General features: G+C 42.0%; 14 protein-coding genes. 6 read left to right on the top strand and 8 right to left on the bottom strand.

Annotated elements, in window-relative coordinates:
* The first annotated feature begins 10 nt into the window (after nt 1-10).
* From leuD to AAW12_RS11305, 6 genes are all read left to right on the top strand, one after another.
* Entirely contained in the window at nt 11-601 is a 591-nt protein-coding gene (gene leuD, locus AAW12_RS11330; RefSeq protein ID WP_046673729.1) for a 3-isopropylmalate dehydratase small subunit, read from the top strand.
* On the top strand, nt 595-2,073 hold the full coding sequence (locus tag AAW12_RS11325; RefSeq protein ID WP_046673728.1) for an ATP-binding cassette domain-containing protein: 1,479 nt from the start codon (nt 595-597) through the stop codon (nt 2,071-2,073). The genes leuD and AAW12_RS11325 overlap by 7 nt, the downstream gene beginning before the upstream one ends.
* A gap of 208 nt (nt 2,074-2,281) precedes the next feature.
* Nucleotides 2,282-3,355 (top strand): 3-isopropylmalate dehydrogenase, encoded by a 1,074-nt coding sequence (leuB, locus tag AAW12_RS11320; protein ID WP_046673727.1) that lies wholly within the window; start codon nt 2,282-2,284, stop codon nt 3,353-3,355.
* Nucleotides 3,356-3,396: 41 nt separating this feature from the next.
* Nucleotides 3,397-4,560 (top strand): 2-isopropylmalate synthase, encoded by a 1,164-nt coding sequence (locus tag AAW12_RS11315; RefSeq protein WP_083296124.1) that lies wholly within the window; start codon nt 3,397-3,399, stop codon nt 4,558-4,560.
* A gap of 216 nt (nt 4,561-4,776) precedes the next feature.
* Complete coding sequence (gene ilvA, locus AAW12_RS11310; protein WP_046673726.1) at nt 4,777-6,024, top strand: threonine ammonia-lyase IlvA; 1,248 nt, start codon at nt 4,777-4,779, stop codon at nt 6,022-6,024.
* A gap of 253 nt (nt 6,025-6,277) precedes the next feature.
* Nucleotides 6,278-6,793 (top strand): DUF2911 domain-containing protein, encoded by a 516-nt coding sequence (locus tag AAW12_RS11305; RefSeq protein WP_046673725.1) that lies wholly within the window; start codon nt 6,278-6,280, stop codon nt 6,791-6,793.
* Between the two features lie 114 nt (nt 6,794-6,907).
* On the opposite strand, the gene AAW12_RS11300 is transcribed toward AAW12_RS11305, so the two are convergent.
* The 8 genes from AAW12_RS11300 to AAW12_RS11265 form a co-directional block, all read right to left on the bottom strand.
* On the bottom strand, nt 6,908-8,794 hold the full coding sequence (locus AAW12_RS11300) for a sodium:solute symporter family protein (RefSeq protein WP_046673724.1): 1,887 nt from the start codon (nt 8,792-8,794) through the stop codon (nt 6,908-6,910).
* Between the two features lie 42 nt (nt 8,795-8,836).
* Complete coding sequence (locus AAW12_RS11295) at nt 8,837-9,736, bottom strand: endonuclease/exonuclease/phosphatase family protein (RefSeq protein WP_046673723.1); 900 nt, start codon at nt 9,734-9,736, stop codon at nt 8,837-8,839.
* 94 nt (nt 9,737-9,830) lie between these two features.
* Nucleotides 9,831-11,045, bottom strand: a complete 1,215-nt coding sequence (locus AAW12_RS11290; protein WP_046673722.1) for a glycosidase — start codon at nt 11,043-11,045, stop codon at nt 9,831-9,833.
* Nucleotides 11,046-11,076: 31 nt separating this feature from the next.
* Nucleotides 11,077-12,900, bottom strand: coding sequence for an aryl-sulfate sulfotransferase (locus tag AAW12_RS11285; RefSeq protein ID WP_084823145.1), 1,824 nt, complete (start codon nt 12,898-12,900; stop codon nt 11,077-11,079).
* Between the two features lie 141 nt (nt 12,901-13,041).
* Nucleotides 13,042-14,685, bottom strand: a complete 1,644-nt coding sequence (locus AAW12_RS11280; RefSeq protein WP_046673721.1) for a RagB/SusD family nutrient uptake outer membrane protein — start codon at nt 14,683-14,685, stop codon at nt 13,042-13,044.
* Nucleotides 14,686-14,734: 49 nt separating this feature from the next.
* Nucleotides 14,735-17,758, bottom strand: a complete 3,024-nt coding sequence (locus AAW12_RS11275; RefSeq protein ID WP_046673720.1) for a SusC/RagA family TonB-linked outer membrane protein — start codon at nt 17,756-17,758, stop codon at nt 14,735-14,737.
* A gap of 442 nt (nt 17,759-18,200) precedes the next feature.
* Entirely contained in the window at nt 18,201-19,070 is an 870-nt protein-coding gene (locus tag AAW12_RS11270) for an AraC family transcriptional regulator (protein ID WP_046673719.1), read from the bottom strand.
* 272 nt (nt 19,071-19,342) lie between these two features.
* Nucleotides 19,343-21,766: a S9 family peptidase gene (locus AAW12_RS11265; protein ID WP_053003631.1), complete on the bottom strand. Its 2,424-nt coding sequence runs from the start codon at nt 21,764-21,766 to the stop codon at nt 19,343-19,345.
* Between the last annotated feature and the right edge of the window lie 216 nt (nt 21,767-21,982).

The raw sequence follows: 21,982 nt of genomic DNA, 5'->3' as shown, positions 1-21,982 counted from the left end.
GCAGAAAAAAATGAAAAAATTTGAAACTTTAACGTCCCAGGTAGTCCCACTACCTATCGAAAATATTGATACCGATCAAATTATTCCCGCACGCTTTCTAAAAGCGACCACGCGTGAAGGTTTTGGTGATAATTTATTTCGCGACTGGCGTTTTGACACAAACAATCAGCCCAAAACTGACTTTGTATTGAACAACCCGACCTATACGGGAAAAATATTGGTTGCCGGTAAAAACTTTGGCTGTGGCTCAAGCCGCGAGCATGCCGCATGGGCTATTCAAGACTATGGCTTTGATGTGGTCATCAGCTCATTCTTTGCCGATATATTCAAAGGAAATGCCCTCAACAATGGTGTATTACCGATTCAGGTACCCGAAGAGTTTTTGGCAAAAATTTTCGAATTGGTGCACCAAAATCCGACAACGACGATTATCGTTGATCTTGAAAAACAAACAGTCATGTTGACAGAGACGGGCGATCAATTTGAGTTTGAAATCAATCCATACAAAAAATCATGTTTGATCAATGGTTATGATGACATTGATTTTATCCTTAACCAAAAAGATTCAATCGAAGCATTTGAAGCAAACAGACAATGGTAGATCCTGTCGTCCATATTACCAATTTAACTCTTCAGTACGGTAAAGATACCGTACTGCAAGACTTAAATTGGCAAATTTTTCCTGGCGAGCAATGGATCTTGCGCGGTCCGAGCGGCACAGGAAAAACCACACTTGCGAAAGCAATTGCCGGGCAATTGAAGTATGAAGGTAAGATCACATTCCACCTTGATCCAACGAGCCCACTGCCGGCAAAAATCCACTACGTTTCCAATTGGTTTCAGTTTACCAATCTTGAGGGCGATCGCAATTTCTATTATCAACAGCGCTACAACAAATTTGCAAAAAACGATACACTAACGGTTTTTGCTGAACTGAAACATTTTGCAAAAGAAGAACAGCTTTCTTTTGAAAACGTACGTTCCTACCTGAACATTTTTGGATTCGAGAATTTCAAAGATCAGCAGTTGATTGAACTTTCGAGTGGCGAACACAAAAGACTGCAATTGATCAAGGCCTTGTGGCTTCAACCTCAGGTGCTCATGATCGACCAGCCTTATACAGGACTGGATGCACAGTCCAGAAAAGATCTCAACCAGATTTTCGATCAGCTTGCGGATAAAGGCGTCACCTTGCTGTTGATCAGTAATGATGACGAACAGCCGGACTGTATCAATCGTTTTGCGGAGATTCAGGAAGGTAAAATCAGGATTCGCCAACGGAGTGAAGAGCTATCCAAAGGCTTGCCCCGAACAAGAAAGGCGCTGCCTTATTTTCTGCAACAGGCCCCTCAGGTATCCGCCCAGGTCATGGTAAAAATGAACAAAATCAATATTTCATATGGCGAAAAACAAGTCTTAAAGAATATTGACTGGGAAGTAAAAGCCGGTGAAAAATGGTTGCTGCAAGGGCATAATGGGTCAGGAAAATCCACCTTGCTCAGTTTAATCAACGGAGATCATCCACAGGCCTACGCCAACGACATCCATCTTTTTGGCAAAAAAAGAGGATCTGGAGAAAGTATTTGGGATATCAAAGAACATTTGGGTATTATATCGCCAGAATTGCATTGGTACTATGATATGAATGCCAACGTTGGACAGACTATTGCTTCTGGATTTTTTGACTCCATGAGCCTATACCAACGCTTAGGATTTGAACAACAGCAAAAGCTCGAGCAAATTCTCTATTTTTTTGACCTCAAAGAGGTTAAGCACAAAACCTTGGGATCATTGCCCTTAGGTCAACAACGCTTGGTCCTATTAGCTCGCACGATCGTGAAGCATCCAGAATTGCTAATTTTGGACGAACCTTGTCAGGGTTTAGACCAAGAGCAGACCCAGTATTTCAACGATGTCATCGATGACCTCAGTAAAAGTGGTCAGACCCTCATTTATGTAGGGCACTTCCAGACACAACTCCCAACCTGCATTGACAATAAAATCGTGTTGGAAAAAGGAGAAGTAAAGGCTATATCCGAAGTTATCCACAAAAAAGAAGCTTTATCAACATAAAAAATGTGGAAAACATGAATAAATTCGAAAATAAGAACTAAAAAAGAAAGATCATATCAAGATGTCGGCAGAAAAGCTGGAAATCAAAAGTCAGAAAGAGACAAGTAAGTAAGTAAGTAAGTAAGTAAGTAAGTAAGTAAGTAAGTCTTAGACCTAGAATCCAAAATTTCAATATCCCTATCTCTGATAGCTCAATACTAAAAATACGATGAAGAAAAATATTTTAATCATACCTGGAGATGGCATTGGCCAAGAAGTAACGACTTGGGGTAAAAAAGTTTTAGAAAAAATCGGTGAAAATTATGGTCATGAGTTCAGCTTTGATGAAGCTATCATGGGCCATACTGCAATTGAGGCTACAGGCAACCCGCTGCCTGATGAAACATTAGCGAAAGCAAAGGCTTCAGATGCGATCCTTTTCGGTGCCATTGGCCATATCAAGTATGATAATGATCCTTCTGCTAAAGTAAGGCCTGAACAAGGCTTGTTGAAAATCCGTAAAGAACTAGGTCTTTATGCAAATCTTCGACCAATCCTGTTATTCGATGAGTTATTGGACGCATCGAGTTTAAAGCCCGAAATTCTTCAAGGAACAGATATCCTTTTCTTTCGTGAATTAACCGGCGACGTATATTTTGGTGAGAAAAATCGCAACGAGGACAATACCTTTGCTTCAGACTTGATGAATTATCATCGATACGAAGTTGAGCGTATCGCACGTAAAGCTTATGATGCAGCACGCACGCGTAACAAAAGACTATGCTCTGTTGATAAAGCCAATGTATTGGAAACATCCCGCCTCTGGAGAGAAGTTGTCCAGGAAATCGCAAAAGAATATCCGGATGTTGAAACCGAGCACATGTTTATCGATAATGCGGCCATGCAATTGGTGAAAAATCCAAAGAAATTCGATGTGGTATTGACAGCCAATCTTTTTGGTGATATCCTAACAGACGAAGCGTCACAGATCGCAGGCTCGATGGGTATGTTGGCTTCTGCTTCGGTAGGTGATGGCACAGGCTTCTTCGAACCTATCCACGGCTCTGCACACGATATCGCTGGTCAAAATAAAGCAAATCCATTGGCTTCAATTTTATCTGCAGCCTTGATGCTCGATATTAGCTTTGGTCTACAGGAGGAAGCTAAAGCGGTTACCAATGCTGTTGCTGAAACATTAAAAGCTGGTTGGAGAACCGGTGATATTGCCAACAGCAGCACAGAAGCTTCAAAAATCTTAGGTACTCAGGAAATGGGTGAAAAAGTATTGGAGTTTGTTAAATAGTATACCCTTTTTAATTTGTAAATCTTTTGAATTAAGAAATTATGTTACACGATCCTAATCATCTTTACATTTTCGACACCACTTTACGTGATGGCGAACAGGTACCAGGCTGCCAATTAACTACTCCAGAGAAAATTGAGATTGCTAAAGACCTGGAAAAACTAGGGGTGGATATTATCGAAGCCGGTTTCCCAGTGTCTAGCCCTGGTGATTTTCAATCGGTCGTCGAATTATCTAAAGCGGTAAACGATGTCATTATATGTGCATTGACCCGTGCCAATCAAAACGATATTGACGTGGCTGCCGAGGCATTAAAGTATGCCAAGCGCCCTCGTATCCATACCGGTATTGGTTCTTCGGACATGCATATCAAATATAAATTCAACAGCACCAGAGAAGAAATTTTAGAACGTGCTGTTGCGGCCGTAAAACATGCCAAATCCTACGTGGAAGATGTCGAGTTTTATGCAGAAGATGCCGGTCGCGCAGACTTGGCATTTCTAGCTAAAATGGTTGAATCGGTTATTGCTGCCGGTGCTACGGTAGTCAACATCCCGGATACAAACGGTTATTGTCTACCAGACCAATATGGCTCAAAAATCAACTACCTCAAGGAAAACGTACGCAATATCGATCAGGCCATTATTTCGGCACATTGTCACAATGACTTGGGACTTGCAACAGCAAATTCTATCGCTGCAATACAAAATGGTGCCCGTCAGGTGGAATGTACGATCAACGGTATCGGTGAACGTGCAGGAAACACGTCACTTGAAGAAGTAGCCATGATCCTTAAAGTGCACAACCAGTCGTTTGGAAGCTTAACATCAAATATCGATAGCCGCATGTTTACGTACTTATCGCGCAAGGTAAGTGAAATGATGAACATGCCCGTGCAACCGAATAAGGCGATTGTTGGTCGCAACGCCTTCGCACACAGCTCGGGGATTCACCAAGATGGTTTCCTAAAACACCGTGAGAACTATGAGATCATCAGACCAGAAGATGTTGGTTTGGTTGAAGCTGATATTATCTTAACTGCACGTTCAGGAAGACATGCTCTTAAGCACCATTTGGAGCGTTTAGGCTTTCATCTTGAAAAAGATGATTTAGCTGATTGCTATCAACGTTTCTTGGTTTTGGCCGACGAAAAGAAAAATATTTGTGATGATGACCTAAAAAGCCTCATCCAAGAAAAAATATAAAAAAAGGAAGGCTGCAGATGCAGCCTTTTTTTATCATAAATACATTTTTTTAAAAAGGATCCAAAAATGATACGTTGCTAATTATTATTTTATCATACGTACAAACGATCTTCCATTTAAAATCAACAAAATTTAAATACTATATAGGTAGAATCTCTCATATAACAGCGAATATCTGCGTTTTATTTGCTACCTTAACTAGGCAATCATCTAACAATGAATCTATCAACCTTAAACATCAATTCAGAAGCTACGCTTGACCGCATCAAGTCTGTGGTCAACAGAACACCACTTCAATATAATCGGCATCTATCCGAAAAATATGGCGCTGAAGTCTATCTCAAACGGGAAGATTTACAAGTCGTACGTTCCTATAAATTACGCGGTGCCTACAATAAAATTATTTCCTTAACAGCGGAAGAGCGACAACGTGGCGTTGTGTGTGCGAGCGCAGGCAACCACGCTCAGGGCGTTGCTTTCTCCTGCAATAAACTCGACATCAAAGGCGTGATATTTATGCCGGGTCCGACACCACGCCAAAAGATTTCACAAACGGAAATGTGGGGTAACGGTAATGTAGAAATCATCTTGACCGGCGACACTTTTGATGACTGTCAAAAAGCAGCGCTGGCTTATACAGCAGAGCATGACATGACGTTCATTCCGCCATTTGATGATCTCAAAGTTGTGGAAGGACAGGGCACTGTAGCCGTGGAAGCTTTACAAGATCTTCCCGATATGGACGCCATATTTATCCCAATTGGCGGCGGTGGACTTGCCGCGGGAGCGAGCTATTACCTAAAAAGTAAAAACAACGCAATCAAATGCTATGGCGTTGAACCCGAAGGAGCCCCCTCCATGCAAGCGGCCTTGACACACGGCGCACCGATCGAGCTCGAGCATATCAATAAATTTGTTGATGGCGCCGCCGTTAAAAAAATCGGTGCAACGACGTTTGAAATCGCCAAACAATTGCTGGATGATACACGCTCCATTCCGGAAGGAAAAATCTGTACCTGTATCCTAGAACTGTACAATAAGGATGCAATTGTCGTTGAGCCTGCAGGCGCTCTATCCGTGGCCGCTCTTGAATTTCACAAAGATGAAATAAAAGGCAAGAAAGTTGTCTGCATCATTTCCGGCGGAAACAACGATATCGACCGTATGAGTGAAATCAAAGAATTGTCTCTACTTTACGAAGGGTACAAGCATTATTTTATCGTTCGTTTCCCACAACGCCCTGGTGCATTAAAACTCTTCGTTTCTGAAGTATTGGGACCTAAGGACGATATTACCCGTTTTGAGTTTATCAAAAAAACAGAACGCGAAAGAGGTCCAGCGCTAGTGGGCATTGAGCTCAACAAACCTGAGGATTACGAAACATTGATTGAACGCATGAAAGAATATAAGTTTGATGTCATTGAAATCAATAAAGACCAGACACTATTTGAATATCTTGTATAAATAATAGGTATAAATGAGAAAAGCCAGGAGATGAATCACTGGCTTTTCTCGTTTTATATAACCAAACTATTCCACCCAAAGTCTTCAAAAAAAATGAACAATTCCATAACTTAAAAAATCGTATATTTCCGTTATTAAAAGATATCCAATAGCTTAGGAGAGAGCGATAAATTATTTTTATTTGACCAAAGGCATATTGCATATAAAAAGTAATTTATCTAAGTTTAATTGTTTAATCAATACTATACGAAAAATGAGAGTACTAATTTTAACGATCCTGACCTTAATAGGTCAACTTACTTTTGCTCAGACCGACAAAAGTAAACGCCCAAGTCCTCCAGACAACACTAAGGTAACCACCACCGATGGTGTCACGATTGACATTAATTATAGCCGCCCTTCATTGAAAGGCCGTCAGCTTGGTGTTGATATCGCCCCTATCGGCATTGTATGGCGTACTGGAGCAAATGAAGCGACCACCATCGAATTTAATAAAGATGTATTGGTTGAAGGCAAGAAATTAGCCGCTGGTAAATATGGCCTTTACAGCATCCCTGGAGAACACGAAACAACAATTATGTTCAATAAAGTGTGGAATCAGTGGGGAACAAAATATGATGCCAACGAAGATGCTTTACGTGTTTCAGTCAGCAATGCTACAGCAAGCAATTCGCAGGAACAGTTTAAGATCAATGCAACGCCGCAAGGAACCGTTTCTTTGGAGTGGGGACAGTATGTCGTTCCATTTACGGTTAAAGCGAGCAACTAAACGCAAAACACATTATCACGGTAATCGGTACGGTACGATCGTTTTTTAATCAAACAGGCCGTTCGATTACCTGATTCTTCTCTTCGCTCAGCCCCATTTTAAAAAGTTATTTGTTTATCGATCCGCTTTATTCATTCCATATTTTGTCATAAAAGCATCGTATTCAGCCTCATCGCGACACATCTTATCGTACCAGTTCTTTTTAAGAATCAGTGTTGTAATCCCTAAGATCAATATACTAGTCAGTAAGCCCTGTCCCTGTTGAATAACGATATACATCGGGATCAATGTCAAACAACATTGCCATATAATTCCCACCCCAACATTAAATAAATCGCGCTTAAAGTGATTGTTTCTTTTAAGATCTGGGTATTTCTGCAACGCTTTCTGGTGAATTGGTCCCCAAAAGCCCCATGGACGAACACGGACATAAAAATCGACAAGCACGTCGTCTTCAGTAGGTCTGGACAACCAAGTTCCCATCAGACAGCCCAGCAGCGATAGGACAAACAAAAACGGAAAATAATAAAGCGGCAAGGTATGGGGAAAGAACTGTGGCAGAATAATCGCACCGAATATACCTGTCAACATTCCCCAAAAAAAACCTGTCCCATTAAATCGCCACCAGTGCCACTTGAGCACATTCGCGGCAATATACCCGCCATAGAGTGCTGAAACGATCCACTGCAGTACCGAATTGATGTTTTGGACATACAATCCGATGATCGTGCTGCAAACAACCACAGAAACAGAAACAATATAACTCAACCGAATCTGCTTTTTAGGCGAAGCCGAACGATAAAAAAATTTCAGCAAGACATCATTGACTAAATATGCCTGTGCCGCATTTATCGTTGAAGCAAAAGAAGACATAAACGCAGCCAGAAGTCCCGCCAACAATAAACCTGTCAATCCAACCTTTCCAAAACGACTAATTGCTTTGGGTAAGATGATCTCGAAATCCATATGGCTTCCCATTGCTGTAAACTCATCCCGAAAGAAAACAAGAGCCAATACCGTAAAACCCATGATCATCAAATAACGCGGTATCAGCAATATAACAGATACCGAGCCGCTCATTAATGCAGCCTCTTTGGGTGACCTACAAGCCAGAATCTTTTGCATATCATAGTTGGCCGCGGGCCCAGCCATACTCATGAAAATACCTTTGAAAAGCATCATCATCACAAATATGGTAAACAGGTTGTATTGATCGTCGGCTATTCGATCCATAATAGAAGGAAGTAAGTTACTCCAGTCCATATCCAGGTGCCAGCCAAAGAAGGGAGAGTCCCAACCCTCAGGTGTATTGGCGGCCAACAATTCAGGGCTCACCTGCTGCATGGCAATCACCGCGATTGCAATGCCGGATACAATCATGATTGCAAATTTCACCATATCTGCCCACACAATACTATGCATGCCGCCAAGCATGACATAAAATGTCGTTATGGCTGTGAAAAATATACCGTATAGCTGTGGAACATGCATCGGGTCAATGGTCAATGGAATAAAGCGTGACAGCTGTTCCCAAGGGAAGAATACTTCCATAAATTTCCCGATCCCAATAAATCCGTAACATAGAAAACCCAATACCGCTACAATAGCGTATAAAATGACGATAGTGTAAGCTCCATCTGCACCCTTACCATGCCCAAAACGGGTTCGGATCCATTCAGCTCCCGTCAAGACATTTGAACGCCGCAGCCATACCGAAAGGTAAACCATCAGGAAAATCTGATTGAAGACAGGCCATAACCAAGGAATCCACATACTTTTAAGGCCATAGACAAAGGCAAGATAAACCATCCACATTGTGCCCGAAATATCGAACATCCCCGATGCATCAGAAATACCAAGCATATAGTAAGGAAGGGACTTCCCTCCTAAGAAATAAGAGTCGAGGTCCTTAGAAGCTCGCTTTTTAAGAATCAGGCCAATGACAATCATCGTCAGCAAATAACAGACAATGATAAATATATCTATTACGGAAAGTTCCATGAATAATCTTCTCGTGGTCAACCGCAATCTACAATTATATTTCTACTTCTCCAATTGACCGATCACGACCGAAACGGGATAGTGATCCGATATACCTTCAAGATCAGGACCATTATGCACTTCGACCTGCTGAACGAAAGGCGACAATCGCTCCGACAATAAGATATAATCAAGTCTTTCCGACACTTCAGCTAACCGGCTGTCGCCCCAATTCCAGCCATAAAGCGTGGCTGTCGGAAAACTGACCCGCTTATTTTCCGGAAATACCATATGTCCGATACAATCATCAAAACCTGCGCCAATAAAAGTCGACAGTACACTATAATCAAAACGTTGTCCACGCATATTGCCATATTCGGGATGCGCTTGATCCCAATTCAATAAATTCTTTCTCAGGGGCTCTTTGTGTTCCAGCCAAATTGCATCCAACGGAGAATACGCATTGAGGTCCCCCATGATCATACAGTTATTCAAGGAATTACTTTTGATATAATCCACAATCTGCTGCGCTTCCTTCAATCGATACTTCCAGGAAAAAGGGCTGAGATGCGTGACTATAATGTCAATATCTTTAATTTTAACATGCAGCATGCCGTGCCAAAACCCATCTACCTGGGCTTTGATCAGGGTAATCGGATAGCGAGACGTGATCCCTACGGGATAGCCCTTCTCCTTCAGTAAGACGCTGTAATGGTGTCCATAGGATTCGGCCAACTGTTGAAGATTGGCCTGTTTGAAATCGACCAGTTCTTCTAAAGCAACAATATCGGGTTGCTGCTGTTTCATCCAATGGACAAATTTATCCGCTTTTGCTTTCGTACGCTCAAACCCATTCCAGATATTGTAAGAAATTATCTTTAGCGATTGATCGGCCTGAGATTTCACTGTCAAACACAGAGAAAGTAAAGCGATCACCCCATAAAACTTGATCAGATTTTTCATTTGTATACTCCTAAATATCGATTTTATAACAAACAACAAGCCGGGCTTATACGATTTAAATAGGAGACCAGCTTTCAATTTTCACATCCTATTATCAGCCCCGTCTCACATCGTTTCGGGAACAAACTCCAGATTCCATGGCATATAGCGCATTGCGATCAATAAGCTGGAGGACATTGCCGACCGAGGTTGCCGAGCGAAGGCCGTCGGGTGCTGTATTTAGACAGTAATCCAAAAGCCGGTCGACCGAAGATACAGCAACATGCATTCGTGTATCACTTGAAGCGTAATAGATATAAATCATACCGTCGGCATTCATGATCCAACCGTTGGAAAACAACACATTGGAAACATCACCGATCCGCTCTTCTCCCTCCGGCGCCATCAGATAACCTGCAGGCTCGGCGATCAATTGACTCGGATCATCCAGACTAGTAAGATAAATATAGAGCACATAGCGTAAGCCTGCAGCTGTCCCACGCACACCATGGGCGAGGTGTAGCCAGCCCTTCGCCGTTTTTAAAGGCGCAGGTCCCTCACCATTTTTAAGTTCTTTAATCGTATGATAAAAACGTTTGTTGATAATTTGCTCTTCAACAACAACAGCGTTTTTAATATCATCAATTAATGACCATCCAATTCCGCCACCACGTTTCGCCAGGATAAAATCATCCTGTGGCCGTGTATACAAAGCATATTTCCCCTGTACAAATTCGGGGTGCAATACGACATTCCGCTGTTGACTACTCGCTTTCAAATTGGGTAATCGCTCCCAGTGCTTCAAATCTTTTGATCGAATGATGCCTGCTGCGGCAATGGCACTGGAGAGATCTCCAGGACCAGCGGCTGTATCGCGTTTTTCACTGCAAAAAATACCATATACCCAACCGTCTTCATGCGCAGTTAGACGGATATCATATACATTTGTTTCCTCCTCATCCAAATCAGGAAGAGCTAATGGCTGATCCCAAAATCGGAAATTGTCGACCCCATTTTCACTTTCTGCTATCGCAAAAAATGATTTCCGGTCAGTCCCCTCAACACGAACAAACAAAAGGTACTTTCCTTGCCAGTAGAGTGCCCCTGCATTCATTGTTGAATTGAAAGTGATTCGCTCTAGAAAAAGAGGGTTTGTCAATGGATTAAAATCATAACGCCAGGTCAAGGGGATATGCTCTTTGGTAACAACAGGATATAAATAACGCTTAACAATTTTTCCGGGATTAGATAGTTCAACATTGGCTCTTTCCAATAATAAGCGTTGTGATTCGATAATGTAAGCTTGCTGACGTACAAATGATTCGGCCATAAATTTAGTTCTGTTCAAAAAAATAATTATTTTACAAGTGTTCGGGATAAAGCGGCATACGTGTCACCCGATGGAATGCAGTGCCGCTACCCGTAGCGACCTCAAGATCGAATATCACTTCCTTTGTTTTCGGATCGATCTCCACAACACGTCCGCCCGAACCAATAGAAGTTGCTACCCCCATACCCGGACAAAATAAGACATGTCCCGTTTGTCCCAAGTATTGCACGCCCGATATGGCCTGTGAAAAGCCTTGCGCTCCACGATCTTTTCCATAAGACCATACTTGCTGCACCGTTCTATTGGTCAGGTCAACCTTGTATTCCACGACCCGGCTATAGCTGTTCACCCCTGGAGCAAAATTTGATTTCCATTGCCGATTATAGCCATTGTCAAAAACTAAAATACGATCCTTGCTCAAGGCGACAGGTGTATGTGGACCCCAGGGCCAATCAAAGCCCACCACCGCAGCATCCCCATTGATCACTGCTGGATCTGTAATTGCTGTACCATCTTCGGCAATTGGCTTTAACAGCAAAGCCTGATATTTAGCTCCCCAATTTTTATGAGGCGATATAATCCATTGCGTTATTCCCGAATGGTTAAAGCTGAAAATCCCCTGATAACGTGCCGTAGCCAATAAATCTTCGCCAATTTCTGTAATTGAATTGTTGTGGGCCCAGTTACTTGGGCTCTGCGAAAAGGCCGGCGGCGTTACGCCATCAGGCTTGATATAACGCGTTGTATCCAGCTGCTTGGTGAGGTCCCATTCATTGACTAAAACGCCTGTTTCCGGATTCAATTCGATGATAAAGTCGTTAATACGGGGTTGACCATTGTTTAAACGGGCTGCAGCTTTGGTTACATTGATCAAGAAATTACCATTGGCGGCCTCACTAATTTCATGGTGAAATCCGTATCCCAGTTTTGCCAGATCCCACTGATTGATCAGGTTTCCAAAAAGATCAATTTCAACAACACGTTGCTGAGACTGATCACCCGAAATAAAGGTTCCTTTTTTGGTCCGCTTAAGACCTATCGAACCGGAAAATTTCTGTAAATCAGAAGATTTTTTCAACAGCAACAACCAACGCAATTCACCCTCGTTATCAATCATATAAGGTAAAGAAGTATCTAGCTCACTATGCCCAGGATAACTCACCAAATTAAGTCCGGGTTCCATTTTCTCGGTTTGTCCTTTGACGATCTTCCACTTGGGAAAGTCTTGCACTGTTAGCGCTTGTGTGACGATATGTATCGTTGTACTACCGCGCTCGTTACCTTTCCGATCAGTAAAAGTAAGATCGACCATATTATCATAATCGGCATATAAGCCCAATATAGGTACGTTTTGACGTGGTGTATCATCGTTACATAAATGCGTAATAGTACCCAGTTTGCCATGCTTTCCGCGTACGGTCACCCGCACACGACCGTATGTCGGTAACCTTACATTTACCATGGCCGACAGCGGATTATAACCCGAAGGATCCAGTTTAATATTTTCAACAATAAAATCGAGCGAACTACCCTTGGTAGGTACGTCCACCTCCGACCCGTCGCTAAAGGAGAGTTTTGTACGCCAATGTACCAAATCAGAAGTTATCTTGAGGATATCCTTCATGGGGACATTTATGGCTCCCTTTTCAAAGTTGAAAACATACTCTTGTGTCTGCTGATTGACATCAAGCAACAATTCACCAGCATCGATTTTGGATGTCAATGCCAGCTTGGAAGATAATTCATTCGTTGTTTCCCGATCTTTTTTGCAGGAAAAAAACAACAGAACCAAGCAGCATATAGCGGGAAAAATCGCAGCGAAGCGCATGCGATATATTCGTTGTACTGCAATCATACTTATTATTGTTTAAAAGAAATTTCAAAAAGTATTCCGGCAGAGGCATCTACTCCCCTACCGGAAAAAACTAACACTCAACTGTGGAATCGAGAATAATTCGTATCTGCCTACCGACCCAGTCGGAAGCACTGCTGCAGCTTACCGCCACAACGGATGTTGTTCTATTTTGGTATTGGTATTCAATTCGTCCTGCGGTATCGGAAGATAATAATGCTTAGGCTGAAAATTATTAGCCCCTTGCTTTTTGTTGTCTACAAAAATCTTCTTCATATCAGCATACGTAAACCAGCGTTTTAAGTCAAAGAAACGATGCCCTTCAAAGAAAAACTCCAATTCATTCTGTTTCATGATTTCTTTCATCAAATCATCTTTACCACTCCAGGTCTTATTAGCCAATCCCGCGCGATCACGTATACGCTTCAGACTCGACGAAGCATCTGCAATGTTTCCATTCTGTGCACACGCTTCAGCATGTAACAATAGCACTTCAGAGAAACGGAACACCCGTAGATTGTTGTTGTTGTTCTTCGCTGGATCATAATGTGAGTTGGAACCCGCAGCATTCATATAAGCATTGGTATACTTATTCATCAAGAAACGCCCCTGTTTTCCATCAATAGTTGGGAAAGCCTTTTCAAGTTCTTCAGGAGAGTGGCGCTTAAATTTCTCCTGACATTTCGCCCAAATATCATCAAAAGTCTGATTTCCATACCATTTACCATCGGCTGCCCCAATTTGGTAGTCCGAATATTTCCATAGGAAACTGGCATTCATACGTTTGTCAAAACGAGTATCGGATCCTGCAGGTCTCTGCTCAGCGATAAAATCACGTATTATTGTAGGTGAAGGCATAATCTTGAACCATGCTCCAGTACCATCGGGTCCTACAAAGTTCGGTAGTACCATTCCCAGGTGCGAGTTTGGCTGATCATTTCCCCATACACCACCGCTACTCAATGTGCCATCGTAAGCCAATTCCCATACCGACTCCTTGTTAAACTTAGTTGTGTGTTTGAAATTATCTTGATAATCGGCTACCAAATCATAATTATAAGGTGAGGAAAGCAGTACCTTCAGCTCCTTTTCGGCTTCGCTATATTGCTTAGTATATACCAATGCTTTACCTAGGTGCGCAATCGCAGCACCCTTGGTTACACGGCCCAATTCATCTGCCGGTCTATTTACAGGAAGGTTATCTTTTGCCACTTTGAAATCGGCAATCACTTGCTTCCAGATTTCAGCTTCCGATGCAGACGCAGCCTCACCCGGTTCTGCATCATCCGTTGCTACCGTCAGCCGCAACGGTACATCACCCCAGTTGGCAGCCAACAAAAAATAGTACATCCCCCTTAGGAAACTTACCTCACCGATCAGCTGTTTTTTCTTGGCTTCGTCCATAGGCACCTTATCTATATTTTTGAAAAATACATTCGCCCGATTAATACCTTTGTATAAGCTACCAAACTCACTATTACCCGTAGACGCGCTATTCAGGAAATTAACAAATTCCCAGGTAAAAGCTTCTTCTCCAATTAGAAAAAACGTATCATCCGCCCGATTCATGGTTTGATACCCGCTCCATGCGCCATAATAGCCCGCCATCTGGTTACGAATAGGTGAATAAACAGTTGCTACGGCGGATACAGCATCGTTTTCATTCGCCCAAAAGACACCATCCACAGGTTTATTGGGATTCATTTTGTCCAAAAAATCCTTGGAACAGCCCGTTAAAGACAGCCCCAGTACTACCGCAATCGTATATTTATTGATTAAAAATTTCATAGTTGTATGCTAAAAATGCTAAGATTCATGAAAAACATCGTTATGTCGTTTAAAAACTGGCTTGTAAGCCAAACATAAAGGTGCGTGCCAATGGAAAACGACCATAATCTGTCCCTGCCGTCATCGTACTAGATCCACCACCATTCTCATCAGAATTGATTCCTAGATCCGGCGTGTATCCTTTATACTTTGTCGAAGTAAACAAATTGTCACCAGCGAAGAAGACACGGGTACTTTTCAGTCCCGCCTTGCTCAACACAAGCTGCGGTAATGTATAGCCGATCTCTAAGGTCTTTAAGCGGAAGAAAGATCCACTCTCCAACCAACGGTCAGACGTACGGCGTTTGTTGTTATTCGGATCTTCACGCGTGTAACGTGGAATATCCGTATTGGTATTTGATGGTGTCCAAGAGTTTAGCAAGCTTGCTGAATGGTTATTGACTTCATTGGTTGATTCAATGCGTGCCCGGGTATAGTTGTATATTTTATTGCCCGATACACCATCAAAGAAAAACCCCAAATCAACACCCTTATACTCCACATTACCCCGAATACCATAAGCCAGCTTAGGGAAAGGGCTTCCCACGTATTGGGCGTCTTGATAATCCGTGATTTTTCCATCATCATTGAAATCTACAAAGCGAATATCTCCCGCCTTGGCATTAGGCTGTATAACTGTACCATTTGAGCTTTTGTACGCTTGCACTTCAGCATCAGACTGGAATATACCATCTGTCTTAATCAACCAGAAGCCACCTATCGGATAACCAACTCTCGCCCAGGTGATATCACCTTCAGCATGCGGATTGAAACCGGCAAACTCTTGGATAGAACCTAAGGTTACAGCCTTCATATTGTTCTTGACCGTAGAGGCATTGACAGAAATATTGTAGTTAACCTCACCTACAGCATCCCGAAAGCTAGTCAAAAACTCGAACCCTTTATTACTGATTACCCCTGCATTCATTACTGGGGTACCACCCAGACCTGATGAAGGCGCACGATTGATTCCCAAGAGTATGTCTTTGGTCTCGCGTACGTAATAGTCAGCACTAACGTTCAATCGCTTATTCAAAAAAGCCAGATCTAAACCGATATCACTGGTTTCGGTCTCTTCCCAGGTTAAGGCAGCTGGCGATACCCAGTCGTAGCCCGGAATTGCGCCTAACCACAATTTACCACCCTGAATATAATTGATACCATATTGGGTTGTGAACTGTGTTGTATAGTTAGCGATATTCTGGTTACCTAGGCGGCCATAACTGGCGCGAATCTTAAATTCATTGACCGTTTTTTTAGCGGATTCAAAGAAAGCTTCGTTCATCACGTTCCAACCCAACGCAACAGAGGGGAATACGCCATAGCGATGTCCACTCGCAAACTTCGATGAGCCGTCCCGTCTTATAGTAGCCGTTAAAAGATAACGGTTGTCATAGGTGTACATCAAGCGGCCAAACTGAGAAACCAACGCATCCTCTTGAAGGTTTCCATTGGTAGACTGCTGATCCATTGCTGCAGCATCAATAGCATCTGTACCTAGTGGAATATCGTAGCGTCCCAAACCAAAGCCACGATTGTTGTTTTCCTGCGCTGAATATCCAGCCAAAACGGATAGCGTATGCTTGTCAAAGGTACGGTCATAGTGTAACGTGTTTTCAATCAACCACTGGTTATTAAAAAATGCACTTTCTCTCAAATAAGATTGTATCAATTTATCACCATACACATGTGGTTCTGCCTTTTTATTATAATTACGCCCGGTGGTACGATTGGCCCCTACATTCAGTCTATACTTCAACCCTTTGACAAAAAGATCGACCTCTGCGTAACCGCTAAGCATGATATCGGTCTGATGACGTTGATTATTGTACAAATTAAGGACGCCAACAGGATTTTCGATATTTTTCATCCAGGACGAATAGGTACCGTAGCCGCCCAATATATTCGAATCATACACAGGTACCAAAGGATTCTGACGCAAAATATCGGTAATCACCAGTTCTGATCCACGTTGTTGATCGCCATTCTTAATTAAGAATGTATTCCCCAAGCGTAGATGGTTGTTAAACAGGCTAAAGGTATTTTTAGTTCGTAGATTAAAGGTTTTGTAATCCGTATTCAAAAGTATTCCTTCCTGTGCCAAGTAGCCCGCGGAAACACTATAAGTTGAACGCTCGCCTCCGCCTGCAATATCCACATTAACTTTATGCATAGGCGCCGTACGGAATACTTCTTTTTGCCAATCCGTATTAGCTGTCATCGCTTCGGCACTCGAAGGCAGTAACTTGTTCTCTTTCTGAAATGCTTTCCATTGTACGGCATCCATAAGATCCAACATTTTGGAAACTTTTTGTACACCTGTGAACGCATTTACACTAAGTGTAGCTGCCGTGTTTTGCCGGCCACTTTTGGTCGTCACGATAACGACACCATTAGCTGCACGTGAGCCATAAATAGCTGCCGCAGATGCATCTTTTAAGACTTCCAACGAAGCGATGTCATTAGGATCCACCAGGTTGATATCTCCAAATACTCCATCCACAACGTACAGCGGCGTATTGCTACCAAAAGAACTTAAACCACGGATGGTAACATTCAACCCTGCTCCGGGAGCTCCCCCCGAATTGGTCACAGATACGCCCGCAACACGCCCCTGTAAAGCTCCGGCAGTACTTTTAGCCAGATTAGATTGTAGATCTTTGCCCGTTACTGATGCCACTGCACCGGTCAAATCACGCTTCTTTACCGTACCATAACCGATCACCACGACTTCATCCAACTCATTGCCCGATTGAAGCACAATACTGTAGGTTGATGCATCATTGACAAGGATTTCTTGCTCCTTCATTCCGACGTAGGTAATTTTTAAGGTTTTCCCCTTCGCAACGTCAAGTGTAAAAGATCCATCGGCATCCGTTTTAGTTCCGTTGGCACTACCTTTGATATTGACCGTAGCTCCTGCCACTGGCTTATTATCCGCGTCGAGGACTTTGCCTCTCACCTTTTGGGATTGCTGTGCAAAAGCCAAGCTCCCACAAGTGGAAAGTAAGAGTAGTAAAGCTGTTTTTCTCATATTTTGTGTATTTAAGGTTTACAATAAATAGATGATTTGTATAATATGTCTATACTTAATTGGTATTCTAATATTGGTTTATCTAACGAAATTAGAGAAAAGGTGAAGCCTTAAGTAGCAAAATCAAGTCATTTATATTGTACTTTTCATTCATATTTCTATTGGAAAAATCATGAAAAAGTCAGCACAAACGATTGCGTAAAATGGAAATGATAACAAAACAGGAAAAACAATGGCGTATTGGAATGAAATAGTAAAAAACTGAAAAACAGCGTATTAAAAAATACTTCGAGTCATTTTATTGAACTTTGGACTCATTTGTATTGAATTATCATAGAGGGGATAGGCAGGGTCTTATCGAATATCTGTATCCTGAAAAAATGGACATAGGAGATCTTTCCGCTTTTTGAAAAAGCGAAATAGAAAAGGAAAAAAGAAAAAGCTAGATAATCATTTGCTGTTTACGTAAACTATTTCTGTACTCGACTGGGGTAAGGTCTTTTTTCTTTTTAAATACACGGTAGAAGTACGAAACGCTGTTAAATCCACATTGTTCGACGATATCGGCAATTAGCGTCTCTTCTTTCAGTAATCGCACCGCCATATTGATCCTAAAGTCGAGCAGATAATCCGTAAAATTCATCCCTGTAGCCGATTTCAGGAAACGGGAAAATGTTGACTTGCTCATGTTCATCACTGCGGCAACCATCGGAAGGTTCAATTCCCGGTTTACATGGGTAACGATATATTCCTGCAATCGTCCCATCATCAATTCGCTATTGCTCAACACTGTATTGGTCGCAGTAGATAATACACGGATATCATCACCTTTGGACAATTCATACAGCAACACCAAAAGTTTCATAACCGAATAGAACCCATCCCTTTCCAAAGTCAATATGCGTAACAGAGGTAATACCCGATCTACCGTGTCTTTACCAAAAACTACACCACGTGAAGCTTTGGATAATAACTGTTGTATACTTGCAAACTGCTTTTTATCCAGATACTGTTCAATTAATGAAGGATGAAACTGAATCGTGATCTCATGAATATCATTTGATTGGCAATCGCCATCTTTCCATGCATGTTCAAGCTCAGGACTAGCAATGAGCACCAGATCGCGTTCTCCAATAGATTCGATCGAGTTACCAATGATACGTTGAGCACCCGCTGCCCCCTCAACATAGTTGAGCTCATATTCAGGATGAATATGTACGGGAAATGTAAAAGAAGATTTTCTCCGATCGAAGACCACAAAACAGTCATCGGAAGATAATGGCGATTTCTCTCTAAATATATCAGGTCTCATAATTGGATTTTCCCCTCCAGTAAATTACCCAAACTTAAAAAATAATATGTATAATCCATTGGTGCTTCAGCACATTTGCACGCGGTTAAGCAGAAGCTTTCCAGAGGTGAACCCTTACTTCATGGTTCCCGCATCAAGTTAATGCAGATCCAATGGGGGCTGCTGCGCATCAAAAAGGAATGAGCCCGATAAAATATCGAGCTCATCACCTGAACAATTAATTTCTAACCTTGTCCTACTTTTTGGCTGCAATTCATTTTTGCAACCCCTTTTTATTCTTTTCGATGTTCACCTTGATTTTTAAGGTATTTCTCCAAAAATTGATCCTGTTCCCAAAGTAAGTGGAAGATATTTTCTTTGGCGACATATCCATGCGCTTCACGTGGTAAAATGACCATACGCACAGGAGCTCCCAAGTTTTTCAGGGCCTGGAAATAGCGTTCTGTCTGCAGGGTGAATGTTCCGGGATTATTATCGGCTCCGCCATGAACCAACAAAAGTGGGGTTTTCATCCGATCAGCACTCACAAATGGAGACATGGTCATATACAAGGCTGGATCATCCCAGAAGTTACGTTGCTCACTCTGAAAACCAAATGGTGTTAAGGTCCGATTGTACGCTCCCGATCGAGCTATTCCGGCGGCAAACAATTTCGAATTGGACAACAGATGTGCTGTCATAAACGCGCCATAGGAATGCCCACCCACGGCGACTTTTTTTCGATCGATATAACCCAAATGATCTACTGCATCAATTGCGGCTTCGGCATTGGACACAAGTTGTTCAATAAAGTTATCATTAGGTTCTTTAGTTCCCTCTCCAATAATAGGGAAGGCCGCATTATCCAATACAGCATAGCCCTTAGATACCCAATAGATAAAAGAACCATAACTTGGGAAGGTAAATTCCTTGGGATTGGCTGTACTTTGTTCGGCTGTATTCTTGTCCTTATACTCCCGTGGATAAGCCCACATCAGCAAAGGCAACTTCTCTTTCTTGGTAAAATCATAACCGGCAGGTAAATATAATGTACCGGAAAGTTCAACCCCATCCTTGCGCTTGTACTTTAAAATCTCTTTATGAACTTTTTCCAAAGATTTAAACGGATTTTCCAATCCGGTAAGAGCCACCTGTTTTCCTGATTTCATGTTTTTCATGAAATAATTCGGATAAATTGATGCTGACTGAAGCGAAATCAACAGATCACCCGTTTTAGGGTTCACTAGTTGAGTGATACGCTCCTGCAGTTCAGATGCTGGAGCAGTGTAGATACGTTTTTTCTTCAATGAATGCAGATCAAGCTCATCCACAAAAGGGAATTCACCATTTTTAGTAAATCCCTTACCAACAAACAGTGCTTTATCTTTATCCACATACATTGAATAAGTGCCTAAACTATTTTTTTCCATGTACACATCTCCCGGATCATTATACACATCCTGACTGTTTTGATCGTGCAACAGTCTAGATTCTCCCGAGGAAGGATTCACCACAAAAGTTTTTGCATTTCTCGTATCATACCATTGGGAATTGATCAATGCATATTTATCATTTCCCCATGTTACACCAGCATAACGGTCTTTGATTTTAAAAATAAGCTTTCCCGCACCGTTGTAAGGGTAGGATAAAGTATATAAGGCATCACGAAACTCAGCAGGTTTATTCGCATCCCCACCATCCAAAGCTTCTACATAGGCCAAGGTAGCAGGCTGATCACTCCGCCAATGCCAGGCACGTTTTCCCGATCGTGTAGACGAAAAGCCCTTTGGCATTACCTCTGTCAAGGGAGTCTCATTCACAAGCGCTATTTCCTTGCCAGATCGATCATAAATACGAACCTGCTGTGGAAAAGATGAGACGGGGACTACATAGGAATAAGGTTTTGTGATGGTCGTGATCATCACATACTCGCCATCCGGAGAGAAGCTGATCCCCGTATAAACGGCTTTATCTTTAAAAGGCGAAATCTTACCGTCCAGGTCTACAAGTTCAAGGTTGGATTGCACCAAGGTTTCAAAATTTGCTTCATCCTGCGGATTTTTAAGCAGGTCTTGATACGTTCTCAATTGGGATACCTTCCCGTCACTTGTTGAAACAATAGGTCCTGTCGGCAAATCTTTTGTAGGATCCAACAGGGCAGCCCGATCCTTTGGCAGGCTTGTAATTATTAAGCCAGAAGAATTTCTCAGCCATTGAAATGGTGCTGTCAATATTCCATTCAAATTGTAGGCGGTGAGCTGTTTGACATTTCGCGTTGCAAGATCAATGACAAATAAGGCTGTTCCACGCTCATTTGTATTGCTAAATGCCAAACGCTTATTGTCTGGAGAGAATAAAAAATTGGTCATCGCCGCTTTTTCGGGCATCCCCGTGAAGTCGGAAAATTCCACATTTTGCCCTATTTTTTTCAAGGCAATCTTATCGAAAAAGATTGTTGAACTTTCCATGTTCGTTTTTGGATTAATTCGCAATCCCGCCAACTTCATTTCTTCCTGACCTAATTCGGCTAGGCTTTTATACGTAGGTCGGAACGTGAATAACATCCAATTTTTATCGCTTGAAATCTTTATTTGAGGTGGGCGTACATAGTCGGCTAAGGCCAAAATTTCAGTAGAGGGCTTTTGAAAGGTCATGTTTTCTTGCGCGTGCGTCTGCAGCGACGCTAGAAGCAAGAGACCATAGAATAGTTTCTTCATAAATTTATTTTTCAAATTAGGGCAAAATAAGGTAATAAAATTTTCATAAAAAAGCAAGCTTTGTAGCTTTTTTATGACACTAAAATTAAACTTAAATCATTTGTAAAATAGTGGTAAAAATTACTAATTTAAAGTTATCCACATTCACAAAACAAAGAAAACCAACAACTTACAAACACGAATCTGCAGCAAACGCATTCTCTGGGAAACTTTTAC

This window comes from Sphingobacterium sp. Ag1 (genome assembly GCF_000988325.1).
Taxonomy (GTDB): domain Bacteria; phylum Bacteroidota; class Bacteroidia; order Sphingobacteriales; family Sphingobacteriaceae; genus Sphingobacterium.
Note: the sequence above shows the minus strand (reverse complement) of the source record. Positions and strands in the feature narration are given on the sequence as shown.

Bases quoted from the DNA above. Each gene is read 5' to 3' on its own strand.
- AAW12_RS11295 (WP_046673723.1), bottom strand. From the start codon at position 9,736: ATGAAAAATCTGATCAAGTTTTATGGGGTGATCGCTTTACTTTCTCTG.
- AAW12_RS11290 (WP_046673722.1), bottom strand. From the start codon at position 11,045: ATGGCCGAATCATTTGTACGTCAGCAAGCTTACATTATCGAATCACAA.
- AAW12_RS11325 (WP_046673728.1), top strand. From the start codon at position 595: ATGGTAGATCCTGTCGTCCATATTACCAATTTAACTCTTCAGTACGGT.
- AAW12_RS11305 (WP_046673725.1), top strand. From the start codon at position 6,278: ATGAGAGTACTAATTTTAACGATCCTGACCTTAATAGGTCAACTTACT.
- AAW12_RS11270 (WP_046673719.1), bottom strand. From the start codon at position 19,070: ATGAGACCTGATATATTTAGAGAGAAATCGCCATTATCTTCCGATGAC.
- AAW12_RS11300 (WP_046673724.1), bottom strand. From the start codon at position 8,794: ATGGAACTTTCCGTAATAGATATATTTATCATTGTCTGTTATTTGCTG.
- AAW12_RS11265 (WP_053003631.1), bottom strand. From the start codon at position 21,766: ATGAAGAAACTATTCTATGGTCTCTTGCTTCTAGCGTCGCTGCAGACG.
- leuB (WP_046673727.1), top strand. From the start codon at position 2,282: ATGAAGAAAAATATTTTAATCATACCTGGAGATGGCATTGGCCAAGAA.
- AAW12_RS11280 (WP_046673721.1), bottom strand. From the start codon at position 14,685: ATGAAATTTTTAATCAATAAATATACGATTGCGGTAGTACTGGGGCTG.
- AAW12_RS11315 (WP_083296124.1), top strand. From the start codon at position 3,397: ATGTTACACGATCCTAATCATCTTTACATTTTCGACACCACTTTACGT.
- AAW12_RS11275 (WP_046673720.1), bottom strand. From the start codon at position 17,758: ATGAGAAAAACAGCTTTACTACTCTTACTTTCCACTTGTGGGAGCTTG.
- leuD (WP_046673729.1), top strand. From the start codon at position 11: ATGAAAAAATTTGAAACTTTAACGTCCCAGGTAGTCCCACTACCTATC.
- AAW12_RS11285 (WP_084823145.1), bottom strand. From the start codon at position 12,900: ATGATTGCAGTACAACGAATATATCGCATGCGCTTCGCTGCGATTTTT.
- ilvA (WP_046673726.1), top strand. From the start codon at position 4,777: ATGAATCTATCAACCTTAAACATCAATTCAGAAGCTACGCTTGACCGC.